We start from the raw sequence: 19,659 nt of genomic DNA, 5'->3' as shown, positions 1-19,659 counted from the left end.
CCCCAGGCGCAAATGAAACGATCTGCTTTCTTTATCTCCGATGGCACGGGCATAACTGCCGAAACCCTGGGCCAAAGTTTGTTGGCTCAATTCGAAAATGTGACCTTCAGCAAGTTCACGCGCCCTTATATAGACAGCGTGGACAAAGCGCGGGCAATGGTACAACAAATCGATATCGCCGCCGAAAAAGACGGTTATAGCCCGATAATTTTCGACACTATCGTCAATCAGGACATTCGCGAGATCCTCGCCACGTCCAATGGTTTCATGATCGACATCTTCTCCAGCTTCCTGGCCCCGCTGGAGCAGGCACTGGGCGAGCATTCCTCGTATTCGGTGGGAAAATCCCACTCCATTGGCCACAACTCCAACTACATGGAGCGTATCGAGGCGGTGAACTTCGCCCTCGACAACGACGACGGCGCCCGCACCCACAAATACGACAAGGCCGACCTGATTCTGGTGGGCGTGTCGCGCTGCGGCAAAACCCCTACATGTCTGTACATGGCCATGCAATTCGGCATCCGCGCGGCCAACTACCCGCTGACCGATGACGACATGGAAAGCCTCAAGCTGCCTGCGGCCCTGCGTGAACACAAACACAAGCTGTTCGGGCTGACGATCGATCCGGACCGTTTGACCGCCATTCGCAACGAACGCAAGCCCAACAGCCGCTACTCCAGTTTTGCCCAGTGCGAATTTGAAGTCCGAGAAGTCGAACGCCTGTTCCAGCGCGAAAACATCCCGCACATCAACTCCACGCATTTCTCGGTTGAAGAAATCTCGGCCAAGATCCTGGTCGAAAAAGGCGTGGAGCGGCGGTTCAAGTAAGTTCTGCATCAACCTGTAGTCGCTGCCGCAGGCTGCGATGGGTTGCGAAGCGACCCTCAAGGTCATTCGGCCCTTATCGCAGCCTTCGGCAGCGACTACAACACTCTAAATCACCAGTAAATCCACAAACTTGTTAACCGGCATTGCTTCCAGCGCTGCCTGATCCTTGCACAGCGCAAAAATCCCGACACAACGCTGGCCTGCAAAGCGCGTCGCCAGATTGGCCTTGAACTTGTCTTCCAGTAACGGAATACCTTCTGCACGACGCCGACGATGGCCAATCGGGTACTCCACCACCACTTGCCCGGTATGGGTGCCATCACTGAAAAACACCTGAATCCCATTGGCAATCGAGCGCTTGTCAGCCTCCAGGTATTCACGTGTGTAGCGCGGGTCTTCGACCACTACCATTTTTTCCCGTAACTGATCGATGATCGGGTTCGCGGCGTGGAAGTCATCTTCGTATTGCTCCGCTACCAGGTTGCCAAAAGCCAGCGGCACTGCAGTCATGTATTGAATGCAGTGATCGCGATCAGCCGCGTTGGCCAATTTGCCTTGCTTGGAAATGATCCGAATCGCTGATCCATGGGTTGTAATCACAATTTTTTCGATTTCATGCAGCCGATCCTTGACCTGCGGATGCAGTGTCACTGCAGCTTCGCATGCGGTTTGCGCATGGAACTCAGCCGGAAAACTGATCTTGAACAGCACGTTTTCCATCACATAGGTGCCGTAGGGCTGACTCAGGCTGAACTCGCGCCGACCTTCGGGCTTGAGCGCCAGATCCTTGTTGGTATGGCTGAACAGCACATCATAAAAACCCCACTGCGGTGCCGTGAGTACGCCGGGAACGCCCATCTCGCCACGCAACGCAATATCGGCAAGACGCACGCCACGGCTCGACGCATCCCCTGCCGCCCAGGACTTTCGCGACCCCGCATTCGGCGCATGGCGATAAGTGCGCAGCGCCTGCCCATCCACAAATGCATGGGACAGCGCCGACAGCAACTGTTCGCGATTGGCGCCCATCAACTTGGCGCATACCGCTGTGGAAGCGACCTTGACCAGCAACACATGATCCAGCCCGACACGGTTGAAGGAGTTTTCCAGGGCAATCACCCCCTGAATCTCGTGAGCCATGATCATGGCTTCCAGCACAGCCCGTACCGTCAGCGGCGTTTCACCCTGAGCAATACGCTTTTGCGACAGGTGATCGGCCACCGCCAGGATGCCGCCCAGATTGTCCGAAGGATGACCCCACTCAGCCGCCAGCCAGGTGTCGTTGTAATCCAGCCAACGCACGATGCAGCCGATGTCCCACGCTGCCTTGACCGGGTCGAGACGATACGACGTACCCGGCACGCGAGCGCCAAACGGCACCACGGTGCCCTCGACGATGGGGCCCAGGTGCTTGGTGCATTCAGGAAAACGTAGCGCCAGCAGGCCGCAGCCCAGGGTGTCCATCAGGCAGTTACGCGCAGTATTCAGGGCTTCGGGGGAGGTGATGGTGTAGGTCAGGACGTAATCGGCAATGCCCTGCAAAACCCGGTCATAGTCGGGGCGGTTGTTGAGGTCGACGTTGGCGCTCATGGGGTGCCTCCAAAGAGTGGGTAGGTGTCGTGTTCCATCCTCAGGGTCAGGGTCGTTGCATGGCAGATCTGAATGCCTGCTCTGAAATACTGATGTCAGTCAGTGGGAGCGGGCAGGCCCGCCCCCACCGGGTTTAGAACGAGTCGCCCGGCACCCGCACCCAGCCTTCCATCAACACCCGCGCACTGCGGCTCATGATGGCTTTGGTCACGGTCCATTCGCCGTTGACCTGGCGCGCCTGCGCCCCCACACGCAAGGTGCCTGACGGATGGCCGAAACGCACGGCACTGCGCAATTCACCACCCGCCGCCAGATTGACCAGCGTGCCCGGAATCGCCGCCGCCGTACCAATGGCAACGGCTGCGGTTCCCATCATCGCGTGGTGCAATTTGCCCATCGACAAGGCCCGTACCAGCAAGTCCACATCCTGCGCAGCCACCGGCTTGCCACTGGACGACACATACGCCGCAGGCGGCGCAACGAAGGCGACCTTGGGCGTGTGCTGACGCTTGGCAGCGTCTTCAAGTGTGTCGATCAGTCCCATGCGCAATGCACCATGGGCGCGGATGGTTTCGAACATGGCCAGGGCTTTTGGGTCACTGTTGATGTCGTTTTGCAGCTCCGCACCGGTATAGCCAATGTCCCGTGCGTTAACGAAAATCGTCGGGATCCCGGCATTGATCATCGTCACGTTCAAGGTGCCAACGCCCGGCACTTCAAGGTCGTCCACCAGATTGCCGGTCGGGAACATCGAGCCGCCCGCCCCCTCTTCATCCGCTGCCGGATTGAGAAACTCCAGCTGAACTTCAGCCGCCGGAAAGGTCACGCCATCCAGCTCGAAATCGCCGGTTTCCTGCACGGCACCGTCGGTGATCGGCACATGGGCAATGATGGTCTTGCCGATATTGGCCTGCCAGATACGCACCACGGCCGTGCCGTTATCGGGAATGCGTGCCGCATCCACCAAGCCGCTGCTGACGGCGAACGAACCCACGGCCGCCGACAGATTGCCGCAGTTGCCGCTCCAGTCCACAAATGGCTTGTCGATGGCGACCTGGCCGAACAGGTAATCCACGTCGTGATCGGCGTGCAGGCTTTTGCTCACGATCACGGTCTTGCTGGTACTGGAGGTGGCAGCCCCCATGCCGTCGATCTGCTTTTCGTACGGGTCGGGGCTGCCGATTACTCGCAGCAGCAAGGCATCACGGGCTGCACCCGGCACCTGAGCCGCGGCAGGCAGGTCCAGGAGGCTGAAGAACACGCCCTTGCTGGTGCCGCCACGCATATAAGTCGCGGGAATTCTGATTTGCGCTGCATAGGCCATAACACACAGTCCTCTTGAGGCCGGGGCACGTGACCCCGGCGCAGTGATCAAACGGTGGCTGATTCCAGGAAGTCCTGGGCAAAGCGCTGCAACACGCCACCCGCCTCATAGATCGATACCTCTTCAGCGGTATCCAGGCGGCAGGTCACGGGGACTTCGAGGCGCTCGCCATTTTTGCGGGTGATCACCAGTGTCAGGGTGGCTCGCGGGGTGCGCTCGCCGATCACATCGTAAATTTCACTGCCGTCGATCTGCAGGGTTTTACGGTTGGTACCCGGCATGAACTCCAGCGGCAATACACCCATACCCACCAGGTTGGTGCGGTGAATACGCTCAAAGCCTTCGGCAGCAATGGCCTCGACACCCGCCAGACGCACACCTTTGGCAGCCCAGTCGCGGGACGAGCCCTGGCCATAGTCGGCACCGGCGATGATGATCAGCGGCTGCTTACGGTCCATGTAGGTCTCGATGGCTTCCCACATGCGCATCACTTGGCCTTCCGGCTCGAGACGGGTCAGCGAACCCTGTTTGACCTTGCCGTCCTCGATCACCATCTCGTTGAACAGTTTCGGGTTGGCGAAGGTTGCCCGCTGTGCGGTCAGGTGGTCGCCACGGTGAGTCGCATAGGAGTTGAAGTCGACTTCCGGCAAGCCCATTTTCGCCAGGTATTCACCCGCGGCGCTGTCGAGCATGATGGCGTTGGACGGCGACAAATGGTCAGTGGTGATGTTGTCCGGCAGCACCGCCAGCGGGCGCATGCCTTTGAGTGGACGCGCACCGGCCAATGCACCTTCCCAATAGGGCGGACGACGGATGTAAGTACTTTGCGGGCGCCAGTCATACAGCGGCTCGACTTTCGGGCCGGTGTCTTCATGAATGGCAAACATCGGGATGTAAACCTGACGGAACTGCTCGGGCTTGACCGCTGCCTTGACCACCGCGTCGATTTCTTCGTCGCTGGGCCAGATATCTTTCAGGCGGATTTCCTTGCCTTGGGCATCCAGACCCAGCACATCTTTTTCGATATCAAAACGGATGGTTCCGGCAATCGCGTAGGCCACCACCAACGGCGGGGAGGCCAAAAACGCCTGTTTGGCGTAAGGGTGAATACGCCCGTCAAAATTGCGGTTACCCGACAGTACGGCAGTGGCGTACAGGTCGCGGTCGATGATTTCCTGCTGAATGGCAGGGTCCAGCGCACCAGACATGCCGTTGCAGGTCGTGCAGGCAAACGCCACGACGCCAAAGCCCAACTTTTCCAGTTCGTGAGTCAAACCGGCTTCATCGAGGTAAAGGGCAACGGTTTTGGAGCCCGGTGCCAGAGAGGTCTTGACCCACGGTTTGCGGCTCAAGCCGAGCTTGTTGGCGTTGCGCGCCATCAGCCCCGCCGCAATCACGTTGCGCGGGTTGCTGGTGTTGGTGCAACTGGTAATGGCCGCGATGATGACCGCACCGTCGGGCATTTGCCCTGGCACTTCGTCCCACTGTCCGGCAATGCCCTTCGCGGCAAGGTCAGTGGTGGCCACACGGGCGTGAGGGTTGCTCGGGCCAGCCATGTTGCGCACGACCGATGACAGGTCAAAGCTCAGGCTGCGCTCGTATTGCGCGCCCTTGAGGCTGTCTGCCCAAAGGCCGCTGACCTTGGCGTAGTTCTCCACCAACTGCACTTGCTGGTCTTCACGGCCAGTCAGTTTGAGGTAGTCGATGGTTTGCTGGTCGATGTAGAACATCGCGGCCGTGGCGCCGTATTCCGGGGCCATGTTGGAGATCGTCGCGCGATCGCCCAGGGTGAGTGCCGCAGCGCCTTCGCCGAAGAACTCCAGCCAGGCACCCACTACTTTTTGCTTGCGCAGGAACTCGGTCAGCGCCAGCACCATATCGGTGGCGGTAATGCCCGGCTGCAGCTTGCCGGTCAGCTCCACGCCGACGATTTCCGGCAAACGCATCCACGACGCACGGCCAAGCATCACGCTTTCGGCTTCAAGGCCGCCCACACCGATGGCGATTACGCCCAGTGAATCCACATGAGGCGTGTGGCTGTCTGTGCCCACGCAGGTATCCGGGAATGCCACACCGTCGCGCACCTGGATCACCGGAGACATTTTCTCCAGGTTGATCTGGTGCATGATGCCGTTGCCCGGCGGGATCACATCGACGTTTTTGAACGCTTTTTTGGTCCACTCGATAAAGTGGAAACGGTCTTCGTTACGACGGTCCTCGATGGCGCGGTTCTTTTCGAACGCCTCGGGGTCGTAACCACCGCACTCGACAGCCAGCGAGTGGTCAACGATCAGCTGGGTCGGCACGACCGGATTGACCTGGGCCGGATCACCGCCCTGCAAGGCGATGGCGTCACGCAGGCCGGCAAGGTCGACCAGCGCGGTCTGGCCCAGAATGTCGTGGCACACCACACGTGCCGGGAACCATGGAAAGTCGAGATCGCGCTTGCGATCAATCAACTGGCTCAGCGATGCATTCAGGGTGGCAGGATCGCAGCGGCGAACCAGGTTTTCGGCCAGTACGCGGGAGGTATAAGGCAGGGTGTCGTAAGCACCGGGCTTGATCGCGTCGACTGCCCCACGGGTGTCGAAATAATCCAGCCGGGTGCCCGGTAGTGTTTTGCGAAATTCAGTATTCATTGGCGCAGGACTCGATCACGGTAGTTACAAAAGGGCAAAGGACTCATGTGGGAGCGGGCTTGCTCGCGATGCCGACGCTGGGTTTATCAGTCAAACCGCGTTGATTCCATCGCGGGCAAGCCCGCTCCCACCCTTCAGTCGGCTCTCTGCCTGCTTGATCAGCGACGTTCGATTGGCACGAACTTGCGCTGTTCTACGCCGATGTACTCGGCGCTCGGACGGATGATGCGGTTATTGGCACGCTGCTCGAACACATGCGCCGCCCAGCCGGTCAGGCGTGAGCAGACAAAGATCGGGGTGAACAGCTTGGTCGGGATTCCCATGAAGTGGTACGCCGAGGCATGGTAGAAATCGGCGTTGGGGAACAGCTTCTTTTGCTCCCACATGGTTTTGTCGATGGCTTCGGAGACCGGAAACAGCACGGTGTCGCCCACTTCGTCAGCCAGTTTTTTCGACCAGCCCTTGATCACTTCGTTACGCGGGTCGCTGTCTTTGTAGATCGCGTGGCCGAAGCCCATGATCTTGTCCTTGCGCGCCAGCATGCCGAGGGTGCCTTCGACCGCTTCTTGCGCCGAGCCGAAGCGCTCGATCATTTCCATCGCTGCTTCGTTTGCACCACCGTGCAACGGGCCGCGCAGCGAGCCGATGGCCGCCGTGATGCACGAATACAGGTCGGACAAGGTCGATGCGCACACCCGTGCGGTAAAGGTCGAAGCGTTGAATTCGTGCTCGGCATAGAGAATCAGCGACACGTTCATCACTTTGACGTGCAACTCGCTCGGCTTCTTGTCGTGCAGCAAGTGCAGGAAGTGGCCGCCGATGGACTCTTCGTCGGTTACGCAGTTGATGCGTTTGCCGTCGTGGCTGAAGCGGTACCAGTAGCACATGATCGCCGGGAAGGCTGCCAGCAGACGGTCGGTCTTGTCGTGCTGCTCGGAAAAGTCCTTCTCCGGCTCGATATTGCCCAGGAAAGAGCAACCGGTGCGCATCACGTCCATCGGGTGGGCGTCGGCAGGGATGCGCTCCAGCACCTCTTTCAATGCCTGAGGCAAATCACGCAGCTTTTGCAGCTTGGCCGTGTAGGCAGCCAGTTCGGTTTGGCTTGGCAGTTCGCCGTACAGCAGCAGGTAAGCCACTTCTTCGAAGCGGGCATCGGCTGCCAGTTCACGTACGTCATAACCACGATAAGTGAGGCCCGCACCTTCTTGACCTACGGTGGACAGGGCTGTTTGCCCGGCAACCTGGCCGCGTAATCCGGCACCACTCAATACTTTTGCTTCGGCCATTGCGCTCTCCAATCTTGAATTTGTTAGGGATTCGGCAAGTTCTTTATTCAATGTACAGGTGGGAGCGGGCTTGCTCGCGATTCAGGCAACACGGTTTGCCTGAATCATTGCGCTGCCCCTGTCGCGAGCAAGCCCGCTCCCACAGGATCACAGCGTCTTGTTATTTCTTTGAGGCAAACAACGCATCGAGCTTCTGTTCGAACTCGTGATAGTTGATGGCGTCGTATAGCTCCATGCGGGTTTGCATGGTGTCGATCACGTTTTGCTGGGTACCGTCGCGGCGGATGGCGGTGTAGACGTTTTCTGCCGCCTTGTTCATCGCCCGGAATGCCGACAGCGGATACAGCACCAGCGAGACATCAGCGCCAGCCAGCTGCTCTGTGGTGTACAGCGGTGTCGCGCCGAACTCGGTGATGTTGGCCAGAATCGGCGCCTTCACCCGGTTGGCGAACAGCTTGTACATGTCCAGTTCGGTGATGGCTTCGGGGAACACCATGTCCGCGCCCGCTTCAACGCAGGCCGCTGCACGCTCCAGGGCAGACTCCAGACCTTCAACGGCCAGTGCATCGGTACGCGCCATGATCACAAAGCTGTCATCGGTGCGGGCATCGACGGCGGCCTTGATACGGTCGACCATCTCTTGCAGCGAGACGATTTCCTTGTTTGGGCGATGGCCGCAACGCTTGGCGCCAACCTGGTCTTCGATATGAATCGCCGCCGCGCCAAACTTGATCATCGACTTCACGGTGCGCGACACGTTGAAGAATGAGGAGCCGAAACCGGTGTCCACATCCACCAGCAGCGGCAGGTCGCATACATCGGTAATGCGGCGAACATCTGTCAATACATCGTCCAGGCCGGTAATACCCAGATCCGGTACGCCCAAGGACCCGGCAGCGACGCCGCCACCCGACAGGTAGATCGCCTTGAAGCCGGCACGCTTGGCCAGCAACGCATGGTTGGCGTTGATTGCGCCTACCACTTGCAAGGGATGTTCGCTGGCGACTGCATCACGGAAACGCTGGCCTGGACTGTTCTTATTGCTCATGACTCACCTCGTGGAGTGGCTGTCTGCTGGGCGTCGTCTTGGTAGTGACGCGCAATATTGCGTTTCGAGGCGCCGATATGTCGGCGCATCAACAACTCGGCCAGTTCGCCGTCGCGATCGGCAATGGCATCGAGAATGCGGTGATGCTCGGCAAACGCCTGATGCGGGCGATTGGGCGTCGTTGAAAACTGGATGCGGTACATGCGCACCAATTGATACAACTCGCCGCAGAGCATTTGCGTCAGGGTGCGGTTGCCGCTGCCCTGAATGATCTTGTAATGAAAATCGAAGTCGCCTTCCTGCTGGTAGTAGCCGACACCCGCCTGAAACGCTTCATCGCGCTCGTGGGTTTCGAGCACCCGGCGCAAGTCCGCGATGTCTTCATCGCTCATGCGCTCGGCGGCCAGACGACAGGCCATGCCTTCAAGGGACTCGCGAATTTCGTAGAGTTCGATCAGCTCGGCGTGGCTCAGCGACACGACCCGCGCACCTACATGGGGTATGCGCACCAGCAAACGCTGGCCTTCAAGACGATGAATGGCTTCACGTAATGGCCCACGGCTGATGCCGTAGGTGCGCGCCAGTTCAGGCTCGGAGATCTTGCTGCCCGGGGCGATCTCGCCTTTGACAATAGCTGCCTGAATACGCCGGAACACGTTCTCGGAGAGGGTTTCCGAGTCGTCTTGGGTGATCGGGACAGGTTCCAGTGCTTGCAGCATATTGTCGACACCTTGAAAATCAATAGCGCCAAAATTAGCCATTTAGCCGCAAAGAGTCAAAGAATAAATAGATATTGTCGACAATCGCCTAATACGACCTTGGTTTAATCGACAGGACTTGCCCCCGGTTCAAAGCACCCCGGCGCTGGCGCCATAAAACCATCATGTTAGAATGCCGACCGCATCAGCCCTGCCCCCATCCACCGGGCAGCCGCACGAGGAAACTTGCTCTGTACTGCCAGTGCCTTGAACTGAAGATTGCAAGAGACGTGCCCCGATTTATGAAATTTCCCACCATCTACATCCTCGCTTGCCTGCTGTGCGTACCGGGCTTGAGCCTTGGCGCCGAAAAAACAGTGTACGGCCTCAATGAATACGCCGAACTCGCAGGCATCAACTTGCAGGTGGCTGCCAAACTCGACACCGGCGCCAAGACCGCGTCTCTCAGCGCACGGGACATCAAGCGTTTCAAGCGTGACGGAGAGAGCTGGGTACGCTTTTACCTGGCCATCGATGATGCTCACTCGCACCCCATCGAACGCCCGCTGGCCCGGGTCAGCAAGATCAAGCGCCGCTCTGGCGACTACGACCCGCAGGCCGACAAGAACTACACCTCACGCCCGGTCATTTCCCTGGAAATCTGCATGGGCAAGGCTTTACGCACCATCGAAGTGAACTTGACCGATAGAAGTGCGTTCCAATACCCGCTGCTGATCGGCTCCGAAGCGTTGAAACGCTTTGATGCGCTGGTTGACCCAAGTCTTAAATATGCTGCTGGCAAACCTGCCTGCGCCGCTAACGCTCAAACCGCAGAGTAATTGAAATGCGCGCTCTTACCCTTCACCTGAAAATCTTGATCACCATCCTTGTGGTGCTGGGCATTTCGATTACGGCCTACCAGATTTTTGCCCTCGGCATACCTGTGACCGAGGATGCTACGGATGACCTCTGGAACATCGACGCCAAGGTCGAATTCGTTGCCAGCTCCAAGGACCCGGTCAAGATCCAGATGTTCGTACCGCCGCTGAACCGCGACTACGTCAGCCTCAACGAGAGTTTCATCTCCAACAACTACGGGGTGAGCGTCAACCGGGTTGATGGCAACCGCAAAGTTACCTGGTCCGCACGCCGGGTCAGTGGCAAGCAGACCCTCTACTATCGCCTGGTGCTGACCAAGCGCTACTCGGGCGACAAGACCAAGATCAAAGGGCCGGTATTCCGCGACAGCATTGCCGTGGAAGGCCCGGAAAAAATCGCTGCCGAAGCATTGCTCGCACCGATCCGCCAGCACTCTGCCGATGTCGAAACCTTTATCAGCGAGACCATCAAACGCGTCAGCAACCCCAATGATGACAATGTAAAGCTGCTGCTGGCTGGCGATCCGTCGACCGCACACAAGGCCCAGGTCATCGAGTTGCTGCTGTCGATTGCCCACGTACCGATGGAAAAGGTCCACACCATCCGCCTGGTGGCCGATCAGCCGCAAAGCCCGGAATTGTGGCTGCGCAGCTTTAACGGCAACGACTGGCTGTACTTCAACCCCGAGACCGGCGAGCAAGGCCTGCCGAATGACCGCCTGTTGTGGTGGATCGGTGACGAGCCGATGGTCACGGTCGATGGCGGTAAAAAACCCAACGTCACCTTCAGCCTGAACAACAGCGAAATGAACGCCATTCGCCTGGCCAAGCTGACAGACGAAAACACCGACGCCAACTTCCTTGAGTACTCGCTCTACGGCTTGCCGCTGCAGACCCAGCAAACCTTCATGATCATGGTGATGATCCCGATTGGCGTGCTGGTGATCCTGATTCTGCGCAACCTGATCGGCCTGCAAACCCTGGGTACATTTACCCCGGTACTGATCGCCCTGGCCTTCCGCGAAACCCAGCTGGGCTTCGGGATCATCCTGTTTACAGTGATCACCGCACTCGGGCTGACGCTGCGTTCCTACCTTGAACACTTGAAACTGCAAATGCTGCCGCGCCTGTCAGTGGTGCTGACGTTCGTGGTGATATTGATCGCAGCCATCAGCCTGTTCAGCCACAAGCTGGGCCTGGAGCGCGGACTTTCCGTGGCACTGTTCCCGATGGTGATTCTGACAATGACCATCGAGCGCCTGTCGATCACATGGGAAGAACGAGGTGGCGGGCATGCGATGAAAGTCGCAATCGGCACACTGTTCGCCGCCACGCTGGCGTACCTGGTGATGAGCATCCCGGAACTGGTCTACTTCGTGTTTACCTTCCCGGCAGTCCTGCTGATCATGGTTGGCTTTATGCTGGCAATGGGTCGCTATCGCGGCTACCGCCTGACCGAGCTGGTGCGTTTCAAAGCGTTCTTGAAGGCTGACTCCTGATGTTCGGCTTCTGGAAGACCTGGAAGGCCCTGGAAGCCAAGGGCATCATGGGAATCAATCGGCGCAATGCGGACTACGTACTCAAGTACAACAAACGCAGCCTGTACCCGATTGTGGATGACAAGATCATCACCAAGGAACGCGCCATCAAAGCGGGCATTCACGTGCCCGAAATGTACGGCGTGATTTCCACCGAGAAAGAAATCGACAAGCTTGATGAAATCATCGGTGATCGCAGCGACTTCGTGATCAAGCCTGCACAAGGTGCGGGCGGTGATGGCATTCTGGTGATCGCCGATCGTTTCGAAGACCGTTTTCGTACGGTCTCGGGCAAGATCATCAGCCATGAAGAAATCGAGCATCAGATCTCCAGCATCCTGACCGGCCTCTACTCCCTGGGCGGCCACCGTGACCGGGCACTGATCGAGTACCGTGTTACGCCGGACCAGATCTTCAAAAGCATCAGCTACGAAGGTGTGCCGGATATCCGCATCATCGTACTGATGGGCTATCCGGTGATGGCCATGCTGCGTTTGCCGACCCGTCAATCGGGCGGCAAGGCCAACCTGCACCAGGGCGCCATCGGTGTGGGCGTGGATCTGGCCACTGGCCTGACCCTGCGCGGTACCTGGCTGAACAACATCATCAGCAAACACCCCGACACCACCAATGCGGTGGATGGCGTGCAACTGCCCAACTGGGACGGTTTCATGAAACTGGCGGCCGGATGTTACGAGCTGTGCGGCCTGGGATACATCGGTGTCGACATGGTGCTTGACCAGGACAAAGGCCCGCTGATTCTGGAGCTCAACGCCCGCCCGGGCCTGAATATCCAGATCGCCAACGACTGTGGCCTGACCCTGCGCACCCATGCGGTCGAGGCTCACCTCGAAGAGCTGGCAGCCAAAGGCATCAAGGAAACCCCGGAAGAGCGCGTGCGCTTTGCCCAGGAACTGTTCGGGCATATTCACCAGCCCGAATAAGCGTTTCAAAACCTGTGGGAGCGGACTTGCTCGCGATGCTATCAACTCGGTTTGCCTGACAGACCGCATCGACGCCATCGCGAACAAGCCCGCTCCCACAGTTCCCACAAGCCACATAGATTTGCAGTCCTGCACAGGACTACAATCGGCACCCCGCTCCGATGGCTGATTTGCTTCGCATGTTGACCTGTTCTGTACACCCGCTGCCCTATCTCGCCAATCCCGCTGACTATTTCGCGGTGATTCGTCATGCGCCTGGCGCCGTACTGCTCGACAGTGGCCGCCCCACCGCAGACCGCGGACGCTACGACCTGATGAGTGCCCGGCCACAGGCAGAACTGTCCCTGCAACCCGGCGAATCAGGGCGCGCTTTCTTACAGCGCCTGCGTGACAACCTCACACAAATGGGCAATGCCACACTCCCGCCCGAATACGACCTGCCCTTTGCCGGCGGGTTGATCGGCTACTTGAGCTACGACTTTGGCCGACAGCTCGAACAGCTGCCCGCCCACGCCCTTGACGACCTGAACCTGCCAGATGCGCGACTGGGCCTGTATACCTGGGCACTGATCAGCGACCATCAGGCATCAACCAGCCAACTGGTGTTTCACCCAGGCTGCGAGCCGCTGGAGCGTGAGCATCTGATCCAGCTGTTCTCTCAGCCCGCAGCGTTACACAACGGCCCGTTTTCGCTCAAAACACCGATGCAGCCTGACATCAGCGCCAGCCAGTACGAGCAGGCCCTGGCCCGAATCCATCGCTACATTCAGGCCGGCGACTGTTACCAGGTCAATTACACCCAACGTTTCAGCGCCCAGTGCGAAGGCGATGCCTGGACCGCCTATTGCGCTTTGCGCGCTGCCTGCCCGACGCCTTTTTCCGGGTTTGCGAGCCTGCCTGACGGCAACGCCATTTTGAGCCTGTCCCCCGAACGCTTTGTGCGTGTCAGCCACAATCATGTGGAAACGCGCCCGATCAAAGGCACCCGCCCACGGGGCAAAGACAGCGCCGAAGATGCTGCGAACGCCGCCGAACTGCTCGCCAGTCCCAAGGATCGAGCAGAAAACCTGATGATCGTCGACCTGTTGCGCAATGACCTGGGGCGCACGTGCCGTACCGGTTCAGTGAGCGTGCCGCAGCTGTTTACCCTCGAAAGCTATCCCAATGTCCACCACCTGGTGAGCAGCGTCATCGGCGAGCTGGCTGACGGCAAAAACGCCCTGGACCTGATCGGCGACAGCTTCCCGGGCGGCTCGATTACCGGGGCCCCGAAGATCCGCGCGATGCAAATCATCGATGAACTGGAACCCACGCGCCGCAGCATTTACTGCGGCTCACTGCTGTACCTTGATGTGCGCGGAGAAATGGACAGCTCCATCGCAATCCGCAGCCTGCTGATCAAGGACGGACGGGTCAGCTGCTGGGGCGGCGGCGGAATCGTTGCCGACTCCGACTGGCAGGACGAGTACCAGGAATCCATCACCAAAGTGAAGGTACTGCTCGATACGCTGCGAACCCTGTAGCCCGCGCTTTTTGCTAAGATCGCGTCACTAGAGAGCGCCAAGCGCCATTTACTGTAGGAAGCCGCCTGATGAGCCATCCGTTCGACGTCGCTGAACTCGCCGCGACATACGCCAGCAAGTCCCCGCAAGACATACTCAAACTCGCCTTCGAACACTTTGGTGACGACCTCTGGATTTCCTTCAGTGGCGCCGAAGACGTGGTGCTGGTGGACATGGCCTGGAAACTCAACAAGAACGTCAAGGTTTTCAGCCTCGACACCGGCCGCCTGCACCCCGAGACCTACCGGTTCATCGAGCAAGTGCGCGATCACTACAAGATTCAGATCGAGCTGATCTCGCCGGATCAAACCAGGCTTGAACCGTTCGTGAAGGAAAAAGGCCTGTTCAGCTTCTACAAGGACGGGCATGGCGAATGCTGTGGCGTGCGCAAAATCGAGCCGCTGCGCCGCAAACTGTCGACAGTCAAAGCCTGGGCGACCGGCCAGCGCCGCGACCAGAGCCCGGGCACCCGCAGCCAGGTCGCAGCACTGGAAATCGACGGCGCGTTCTCGACGCCGGAACGCACCCTGTACAAGTTCAACCCGCTGGCACAGATGACCAGCGAAGAGGTCTGGGGCTATATCCGCATGCTGGAACTGCCATACAACAGCCTGCATGAGCGCGGTTTTATCAGCATCGGCTGCGAGCCCTGCACCCGTCCGGTCCTGCCCAACCAGCACGAGCGCGAAGGCCGCTGGTGGTGGGAAGAAGCCACGCAGAAAGAATGCGGGCTGCATGCCGGCAATCTGATCGCCAAGAATTGATCCGTTTCCCGTAGTCGCTGCCGAAGGCTTCGAGCTTTTGATTGGGTGATTGAGTCAAAAGCTCGCCGCCTGCGGCAGCGACTACATCTTCTGCCGTCCACCTTGCGTTTACCCCAGACTTTCGTTAAGAATTGGTAATTATTCTCAATAACGTTTGGGCAAAGTCCTATGTCTTCGGGTGACCCCCCTTACCAGGCAACTATTACTGAGCTGTACTGCGAACATCACGGCTGGCTGTTTGGCTGGCTGCGCAGAAAGCTTGGTTGCGCACACAATGCGGCGGATCTGGCACAGGACACCTTCACCCGAATTCTCAATGCCCGCGAGTCGGTGGCGACTCTGCGTGAGCCCCGCGCCTTCTTGAGTACTACGGCACGCCGACTGATCATCGATCAGGTGCGCCGCAAACAAATAGAGAACGCCTACCTCCAGGAGCTGGCCCTCACGGCAGAAACACTCGAGAACTTTCAATCACCCGAGCAGATCCTTGCCACCCTGGAAGCCCTCGAGCAGATAGCGTTTATCCTTGAGGGCATGCAGGACAAGGCGCGCCAGGCGTTTGTGCTGTATTACCTGGACGGCCTGACCCAGTGTGAGATTGCCCGACAACTGGGGTTATCTGATCGTACGGTGCGCAAGTATCTGATCCAGGCCCTGCTGCACTGCAGTCACAGCCTGGATACCTGAAACCGCCATGCCAGAGCCGCGCCAGACAATAGACGAGCAAGCCGCCGAATGGATTTTGCGCCTGCACGAAGAAGGCTTCAGTGAATCACTGCGCCAGGAGTTCGAGCGCTGGAAGCAACAAAGCCCGAAACACGCTGGCGCCGCCCTGCGCATGCAGGATGTGATCAACCGCCTGCAGTCCTTGCGCGAACACTCGGCTCCGGCAAAAGCGGCCCTCAACGCAGGGTTCAATCGGCGCAAACCTGCAACCCAACGCAAGCAGGTCCTGCGCGCACTGCTGATTGCCGGCTGCCTGGCAGTCCCCGTCACGCTGGTCATGAAAAGCCCTTATCCCGAACAATGGATGGCCGATATCAGCACCGGCCCCAACGACTGGAAGACCCAGCGCCTTGCCGACAACTCGACCCTTACCCTCAACGGCACCAGCGCGGTCAACGTGCATTTCGATGGTCAAGAGCGGCGTATTGAATTGCTGCAGGGTGAAGTACTGGTCGACGTTGCGCACGACAGCGCCCGCCCCTTTTTCGTACAGACGGCTCAAGGCAGCATGCGCGCACTGGGCACCCGCTTCGTGGTCAAACGCCAGGGTGATACCACCGTCTTGAGCATGTTGCAGTCGAGAGTCGCGGCGCAGAGCGCAAACGAGCAGCAAACTCTGGAAGTGGGTGCCGGTTCCCGGGCATTGATTCGCAGCGACTCGGTCGAGCTCTCGGGAACGGTCTCTGCCGCGAGCATCAATCAAGCCTGGGAGCGCCATCAACTGGTGGTTGAAAACCAGCCCCTGCCCCAGGTTCTTGACGAAATTTCCCGCCATCGACGGGGCCATCTCCAGTTTGATCGCGAGGCCCTGGCCAGCCTGCGCGTTTCGGCCGTGCTGCCTCTGGACGATACCGATCAGGCACTGCAACTGATCGCCGAAACCCTGCCCCTGCAGATAAAGACCTATACCCCGTGGCTCATTGTGATCAGCCAGCTGCAGCCGCCTAAAAAATAATAATTCCCATTCGTTCCGCTTTTCCCGAGTCAGCCGTCAAGGTAGGTACAACGACTCATAAAGGACTGCGCTTTCCATGCTGACTTCCTCCAACCTGCGCGGGCGCTTTGGCCCGCGTACCTGCACGCCGCTGGCTCTGGCAATTCACTTGATTGTCGCCTCGGCGACCGGAGTGCTCTGCACCTCGACCGCTCAGGCACAATCGGCGGCCGTGCAAGCCTATGACATTCCAGCCGGCCCGCTGAGCAACGCGCTCAATCGCTTCGCGCAACAGGCCGGTGTGGCAATCATTTTTCAGTCAAGCAACCTGGAAGGCCTGTCGACTCCCGGCCTGCATGGCACCTACAACGAACAAAGCGGATTCGAAGCATTGTTGCGTGGCAGCGGCTACACCGCGGTTAAAAGCGCCAATGGCTATATGCTCGACGCTCTACCGGCTGCAGGCGGCTCGCTGGAGTTGGGCGCCACACAGGTCAGCGCCAATCAGCTGGGCACTATTATCGAAGGTTCCGGTTCCTACACCCCAGGCTCCATCGCCACCGCAACACGCATGGTGCTGACACCGCGAGAAACACCGCAGTCGATTTCCGTAGTGACGCGCCAGGCAATGGACGACTTTGGCCTCAACTCGATCGATGATGTGATGCGCCACACCCCCGGCATCACCGTGGCCACCTACGACAGTGATCGCACCAGCTATTACTCCCGCGGCTTTGCGATCAAGAACTTTCAATACGATGGCATCCCGATTCTGCAAGACCCGCAATATTCTGCCGGGCACACACTGACCGACACCGCGATCTATGACCGGGTCGAGATCCTCAAGGGGGCAACCGGACTGCTCACCGGCGCTGGCGGGCCGGGCGGCACGATCAATATGGTGCGTAAAAAACCCACCCGGGAATTCAAGGCACACATCGACGTAGGCGCTGGCTCCTGGAACAACTACCGCTCCGAGATCGATGTCAGCGGCCCTTTGACCGAGAGCGGCAATGTCCGTGGCCGGGCTGTGGCGGCCTATCAGGACAAACACTCGTTCATGGACCATTACAAGCGCGACAGCGAGGTCTACTACGGGATTCTTGAGGTAGATCTGAGCCCTGACACCCTGCTGACACTTGGCGCCGACTATCAGGACAACAACCCAAAAGGCTCCAGCTGGTCGGGCAGCGCATCGCTGTTCAACTCCAACGGAGATCGCATCAGCACCCCACGTTCGTTCAACAACGGTACCAAGTGGAGCAGCTGGAAGCAGTACACCCGAACCGTGTTCTCGACCCTGGAACACAATTTCGACAATGGCTGGGTCGTCAAAGGGCAGTACAACCACCAGATCAACGGCTATAACGCTCCACTGGGCGCACTGCTCGACCCGGACGCCACCACCGGCCTGGCGCCGATCCTTGCACGCAAGTACACCGGCGAATACGTCAGCGACAGCGGCGACCTTTTTGCCACCGGCCCTTTCAGCCTGCTGGGGCGCGAGCACGAACTGGTGGTCGGCGGCTCGGTATCCAGATCCCATTGGACCGGCAAGGATTACACCAATGCCAACATGGGCAACAACGCCTACGACTACTACAACTGGAAAGGCGACGCGCCGGAACCGGACTGGCGCAACGTGACTTCATACAATGATGAAACCACGCGCCAGGTCGGCACCTACATGACCGGCCGCTTCAGCCTGACAGACGACTTGAAGCTGATGCTGGGCACCCGAGTGGCCAACTACACACTGACTGGTACCAGCCACGCCAAAGACACTGGCAAAGTGCTCCCATATGCCGCCTTGATCTACGACATCAACGACACTATTTCTGCCTACACCAGCTATACAGAAATCTTCTTGCCACAGTCGTACTACCGCAATCGCGACAACAAGATGCTTGAACCCGATGAAGGCACCAACTACGAGCTGGGGCTGAAAGGCGAATTCTTTGATGGTCGCCTGAACTCAAGCCTCGCGTATTTCGAAGTGCATCAGGACAACCGCCCTGAAGCAGATACGGCCTACAACGGCAATCCAACCAACCCGGACATTGACTACGCCTATAAAGGCATCAAAGCCACGACCAAGGGTTACGAAGCAGAAATCTCCGGGGAGCTGATGCCGGGTTGGCAGTTGCAGGCGGGCTACACACACAAGGTGGTGCGTGACCAGAGCGGGAAAAAGGTTTCGACATGGGAGCCTGAGGACCAGATCAACCTGTATACCAGCTACAAGCTGACCGGTGATCTCGACAAATTGACCCTGGGCGGCGGCGTTCGGTGGCAAAGCACGGGCTGGCAGGTGCTGACCAACTGGAACAAAGGCGGCGTCGAGGAAAAATTCTCCCAGGATCCGTACTGGCTGGTTGATTTGATGGCGCGCTATCAGATTTCAAAAAACCTCTCGGCTACCGTCAACCTCAACAACGTGTTCGACAAGGCGTATTACACCAACATCGGTTTTTACAACTCGTCGTACTACGGAGACCCGCGCAACGTCATGGTGACAACGCGCTGGGATTTCTAGACGATAAAAGCGTTACCGTAGCAACTGCCGAAGGAACGAGGCTGCTGCTACGGGTTTTTGACCGTCAACAAAAACACACGCGCACAAAAAAGCCTGCACTAGGCAGGCTTCTTGCTGATCACAAGCGTTCAAGGGGCTTGTGTTCAAAATATGGCGCAGCGGACGGGACTCGAACCCGCGACCCCCGGCGTGACAGGCCGGTATTCTAACCGACTGAACTACCGCTGCGCGTAACATTGAAAGTAAGTGGTGGGTGATGACGGGATCGAACCGCCGACCCTCTGCTTGTAAGGCAGATGCTCTCCCAGCTGAGCTAATCACCCTTTACTTCACTTTCGTTGCGGGGCGCATTCTCTCACAC

Annotated in this window: 15 protein-coding genes and 2 tRNA genes; 9 read left to right on the top strand and 8 right to left on the bottom strand. The window is 58.6% G+C overall.

What is annotated here, in order from left to right; translation table 11 throughout:
* Nucleotides 1–12 precede the first annotated feature (12 nt).
* On the top strand, nt 13–831 hold the full coding sequence (ppsR, locus tag VSQ83_RS05780) for a posphoenolpyruvate synthetase regulatory kinase/phosphorylase PpsR (protein ID WP_133075707.1): 819 nt from the start codon (nt 13–15) through the stop codon (nt 829–831).
* Nucleotides 832–936: 105 nt separating this feature from the next.
* Here ppsR and prpD read toward each other — a convergent pair whose 3' ends face one another.
* From prpD to VSQ83_RS05750, 6 genes are all read right to left on the bottom strand, one after another.
* A complete protein-coding gene (prpD, locus tag VSQ83_RS05775) occupies nt 937–2,421 on the bottom strand; it encodes a 2-methylcitrate dehydratase (RefSeq protein ID WP_326425651.1) in 1,485 nt (494 codons plus the stop codon).
* A gap of 133 nt (nt 2,422–2,554) precedes the next feature.
* Complete coding sequence (prpF, locus tag VSQ83_RS05770) at nt 2,555–3,745, bottom strand: 2-methylaconitate cis-trans isomerase PrpF (RefSeq protein ID WP_133075709.1); 1,191 nt, start codon at nt 3,743–3,745, stop codon at nt 2,555–2,557.
* A gap of 47 nt (nt 3,746–3,792) precedes the next feature.
* A complete protein-coding gene (gene acnD, locus VSQ83_RS05765) occupies nt 3,793–6,384 on the bottom strand; it encodes a Fe/S-dependent 2-methylisocitrate dehydratase AcnD (RefSeq protein ID WP_219260698.1) in 2,592 nt (863 codons plus the stop codon).
* A gap of 158 nt (nt 6,385–6,542) precedes the next feature.
* Nucleotides 6,543–7,670: a bifunctional 2-methylcitrate synthase/citrate synthase gene (prpC, locus tag VSQ83_RS05760; RefSeq protein ID WP_326425647.1), complete on the bottom strand. Its 1,128-nt coding sequence runs from the start codon at nt 7,668–7,670 to the stop codon at nt 6,543–6,545.
* Nucleotides 7,671–7,830: 160 nt separating this feature from the next.
* Nucleotides 7,831–8,718: a methylisocitrate lyase gene (gene prpB, locus VSQ83_RS05755; protein ID WP_133075712.1), complete on the bottom strand. Its 888-nt coding sequence runs from the start codon at nt 8,716–8,718 to the stop codon at nt 7,831–7,833.
* Nucleotides 8,715–9,437 carry a GntR family transcriptional regulator gene (locus tag VSQ83_RS05750; RefSeq protein WP_133075713.1) on the bottom strand — a complete coding sequence of 241 codons (723 nt, stop codon included), beginning with the start codon at nt 9,435–9,437 and terminating at the stop codon, nt 8,715–8,717. The genes prpB and VSQ83_RS05750 overlap by 4 nt, the downstream gene beginning before the upstream one ends.
* A 281-nt stretch (nt 9,438–9,718) precedes the next feature.
* Here VSQ83_RS05750 and rloA point away from each other — a divergent pair, with 281 nt between their 5' ends.
* The 8 genes from rloA to VSQ83_RS05710 all read left to right on the top strand — a co-directional run bounded on the left by rloA (nt 9,719) and on the right by VSQ83_RS05710 (nt 19,298).
* The gene (rloA, locus tag VSQ83_RS05745) at nt 9,719–10,255 is read left to right on the top strand and encodes a retropepsin-like aspartic peptidase RloA (protein WP_133075714.1); all 537 of its coding nucleotides are present in this window, start codon (nt 9,719–9,721) and stop codon (nt 10,253–10,255) included.
* Between the two features lie 5 nt (nt 10,256–10,260).
* A complete protein-coding gene (gene rloB, locus VSQ83_RS05740; protein WP_326398326.1) occupies nt 10,261–11,793 on the top strand; it encodes an osmotic stress tolerance membrane protein RloB in 1,533 nt (510 codons plus the stop codon).
* Nucleotides 11,793–12,776, top strand: a complete 984-nt coding sequence (locus tag VSQ83_RS05735) for an alpha-L-glutamate ligase-like protein (RefSeq protein WP_133075716.1) — start codon at nt 11,793–11,795, stop codon at nt 12,774–12,776. The genes rloB and VSQ83_RS05735 overlap by 1 nt, the downstream gene beginning before the upstream one ends.
* 179 nt (nt 12,777–12,955) lie before the next feature.
* Entirely contained in the window at nt 12,956–14,299 is a 1,344-nt protein-coding gene (gene pabB, locus VSQ83_RS05730; RefSeq protein ID WP_326427687.1) for an aminodeoxychorismate synthase component I, read from the top strand.
* A gap of 68 nt (nt 14,300–14,367) precedes the next feature.
* The gene (locus VSQ83_RS05725; RefSeq protein WP_133075718.1) at nt 14,368–15,102 is read left to right on the top strand and encodes a phosphoadenylyl-sulfate reductase; all 735 of its coding nucleotides are present in this window, start codon (nt 14,368–14,370) and stop codon (nt 15,100–15,102) included.
* A gap of 168 nt (nt 15,103–15,270) precedes the next feature.
* The gene (locus VSQ83_RS05720) at nt 15,271–15,789 is read left to right on the top strand and encodes a sigma-70 family RNA polymerase sigma factor (RefSeq protein WP_326398327.1); all 519 of its coding nucleotides are present in this window, start codon (nt 15,271–15,273) and stop codon (nt 15,787–15,789) included.
* A 7-nt stretch (nt 15,790–15,796) separates the two neighbouring features.
* Entirely contained in the window at nt 15,797–16,783 is a 987-nt protein-coding gene (locus VSQ83_RS05715) for a FecR family protein (RefSeq protein ID WP_326425645.1), read from the top strand.
* Between the two features lie 76 nt (nt 16,784–16,859).
* Nucleotides 16,860–19,298 carry a TonB-dependent siderophore receptor gene (locus VSQ83_RS05710; RefSeq protein WP_326425643.1) on the top strand — a complete coding sequence of 813 codons (2,439 nt, stop codon included), beginning with the start codon at nt 16,860–16,862 and terminating at the stop codon, nt 19,296–19,298.
* Between the two features lie 151 nt (nt 19,299–19,449).
* Here VSQ83_RS05710 and VSQ83_RS05705 read toward each other — a convergent pair.
* Together VSQ83_RS05705 and VSQ83_RS05700 are read right to left on the bottom strand one after the other, a co-directional pair.
* Nucleotides 19,450–19,526, bottom strand: a tRNA-Asp gene (locus tag VSQ83_RS05705).
* A gap of 19 nt (nt 19,527–19,545) precedes the next feature.
* Nucleotides 19,546–19,621: transfer RNA gene (locus VSQ83_RS05700), tRNA-Val, on the bottom strand.
* Between the last annotated feature and the right edge of the window lie 38 nt (nt 19,622–19,659).

This window comes from Pseudomonas sp. DSV-1 (assembly GCF_035830915.1).
Classification (GTDB): Bacteria; Pseudomonadota; Gammaproteobacteria; order Pseudomonadales; family Pseudomonadaceae; genus Aquipseudomonas.
Note: the sequence above shows the minus strand (reverse complement) of the source record. Positions and strands in the feature narration are given on the sequence as shown.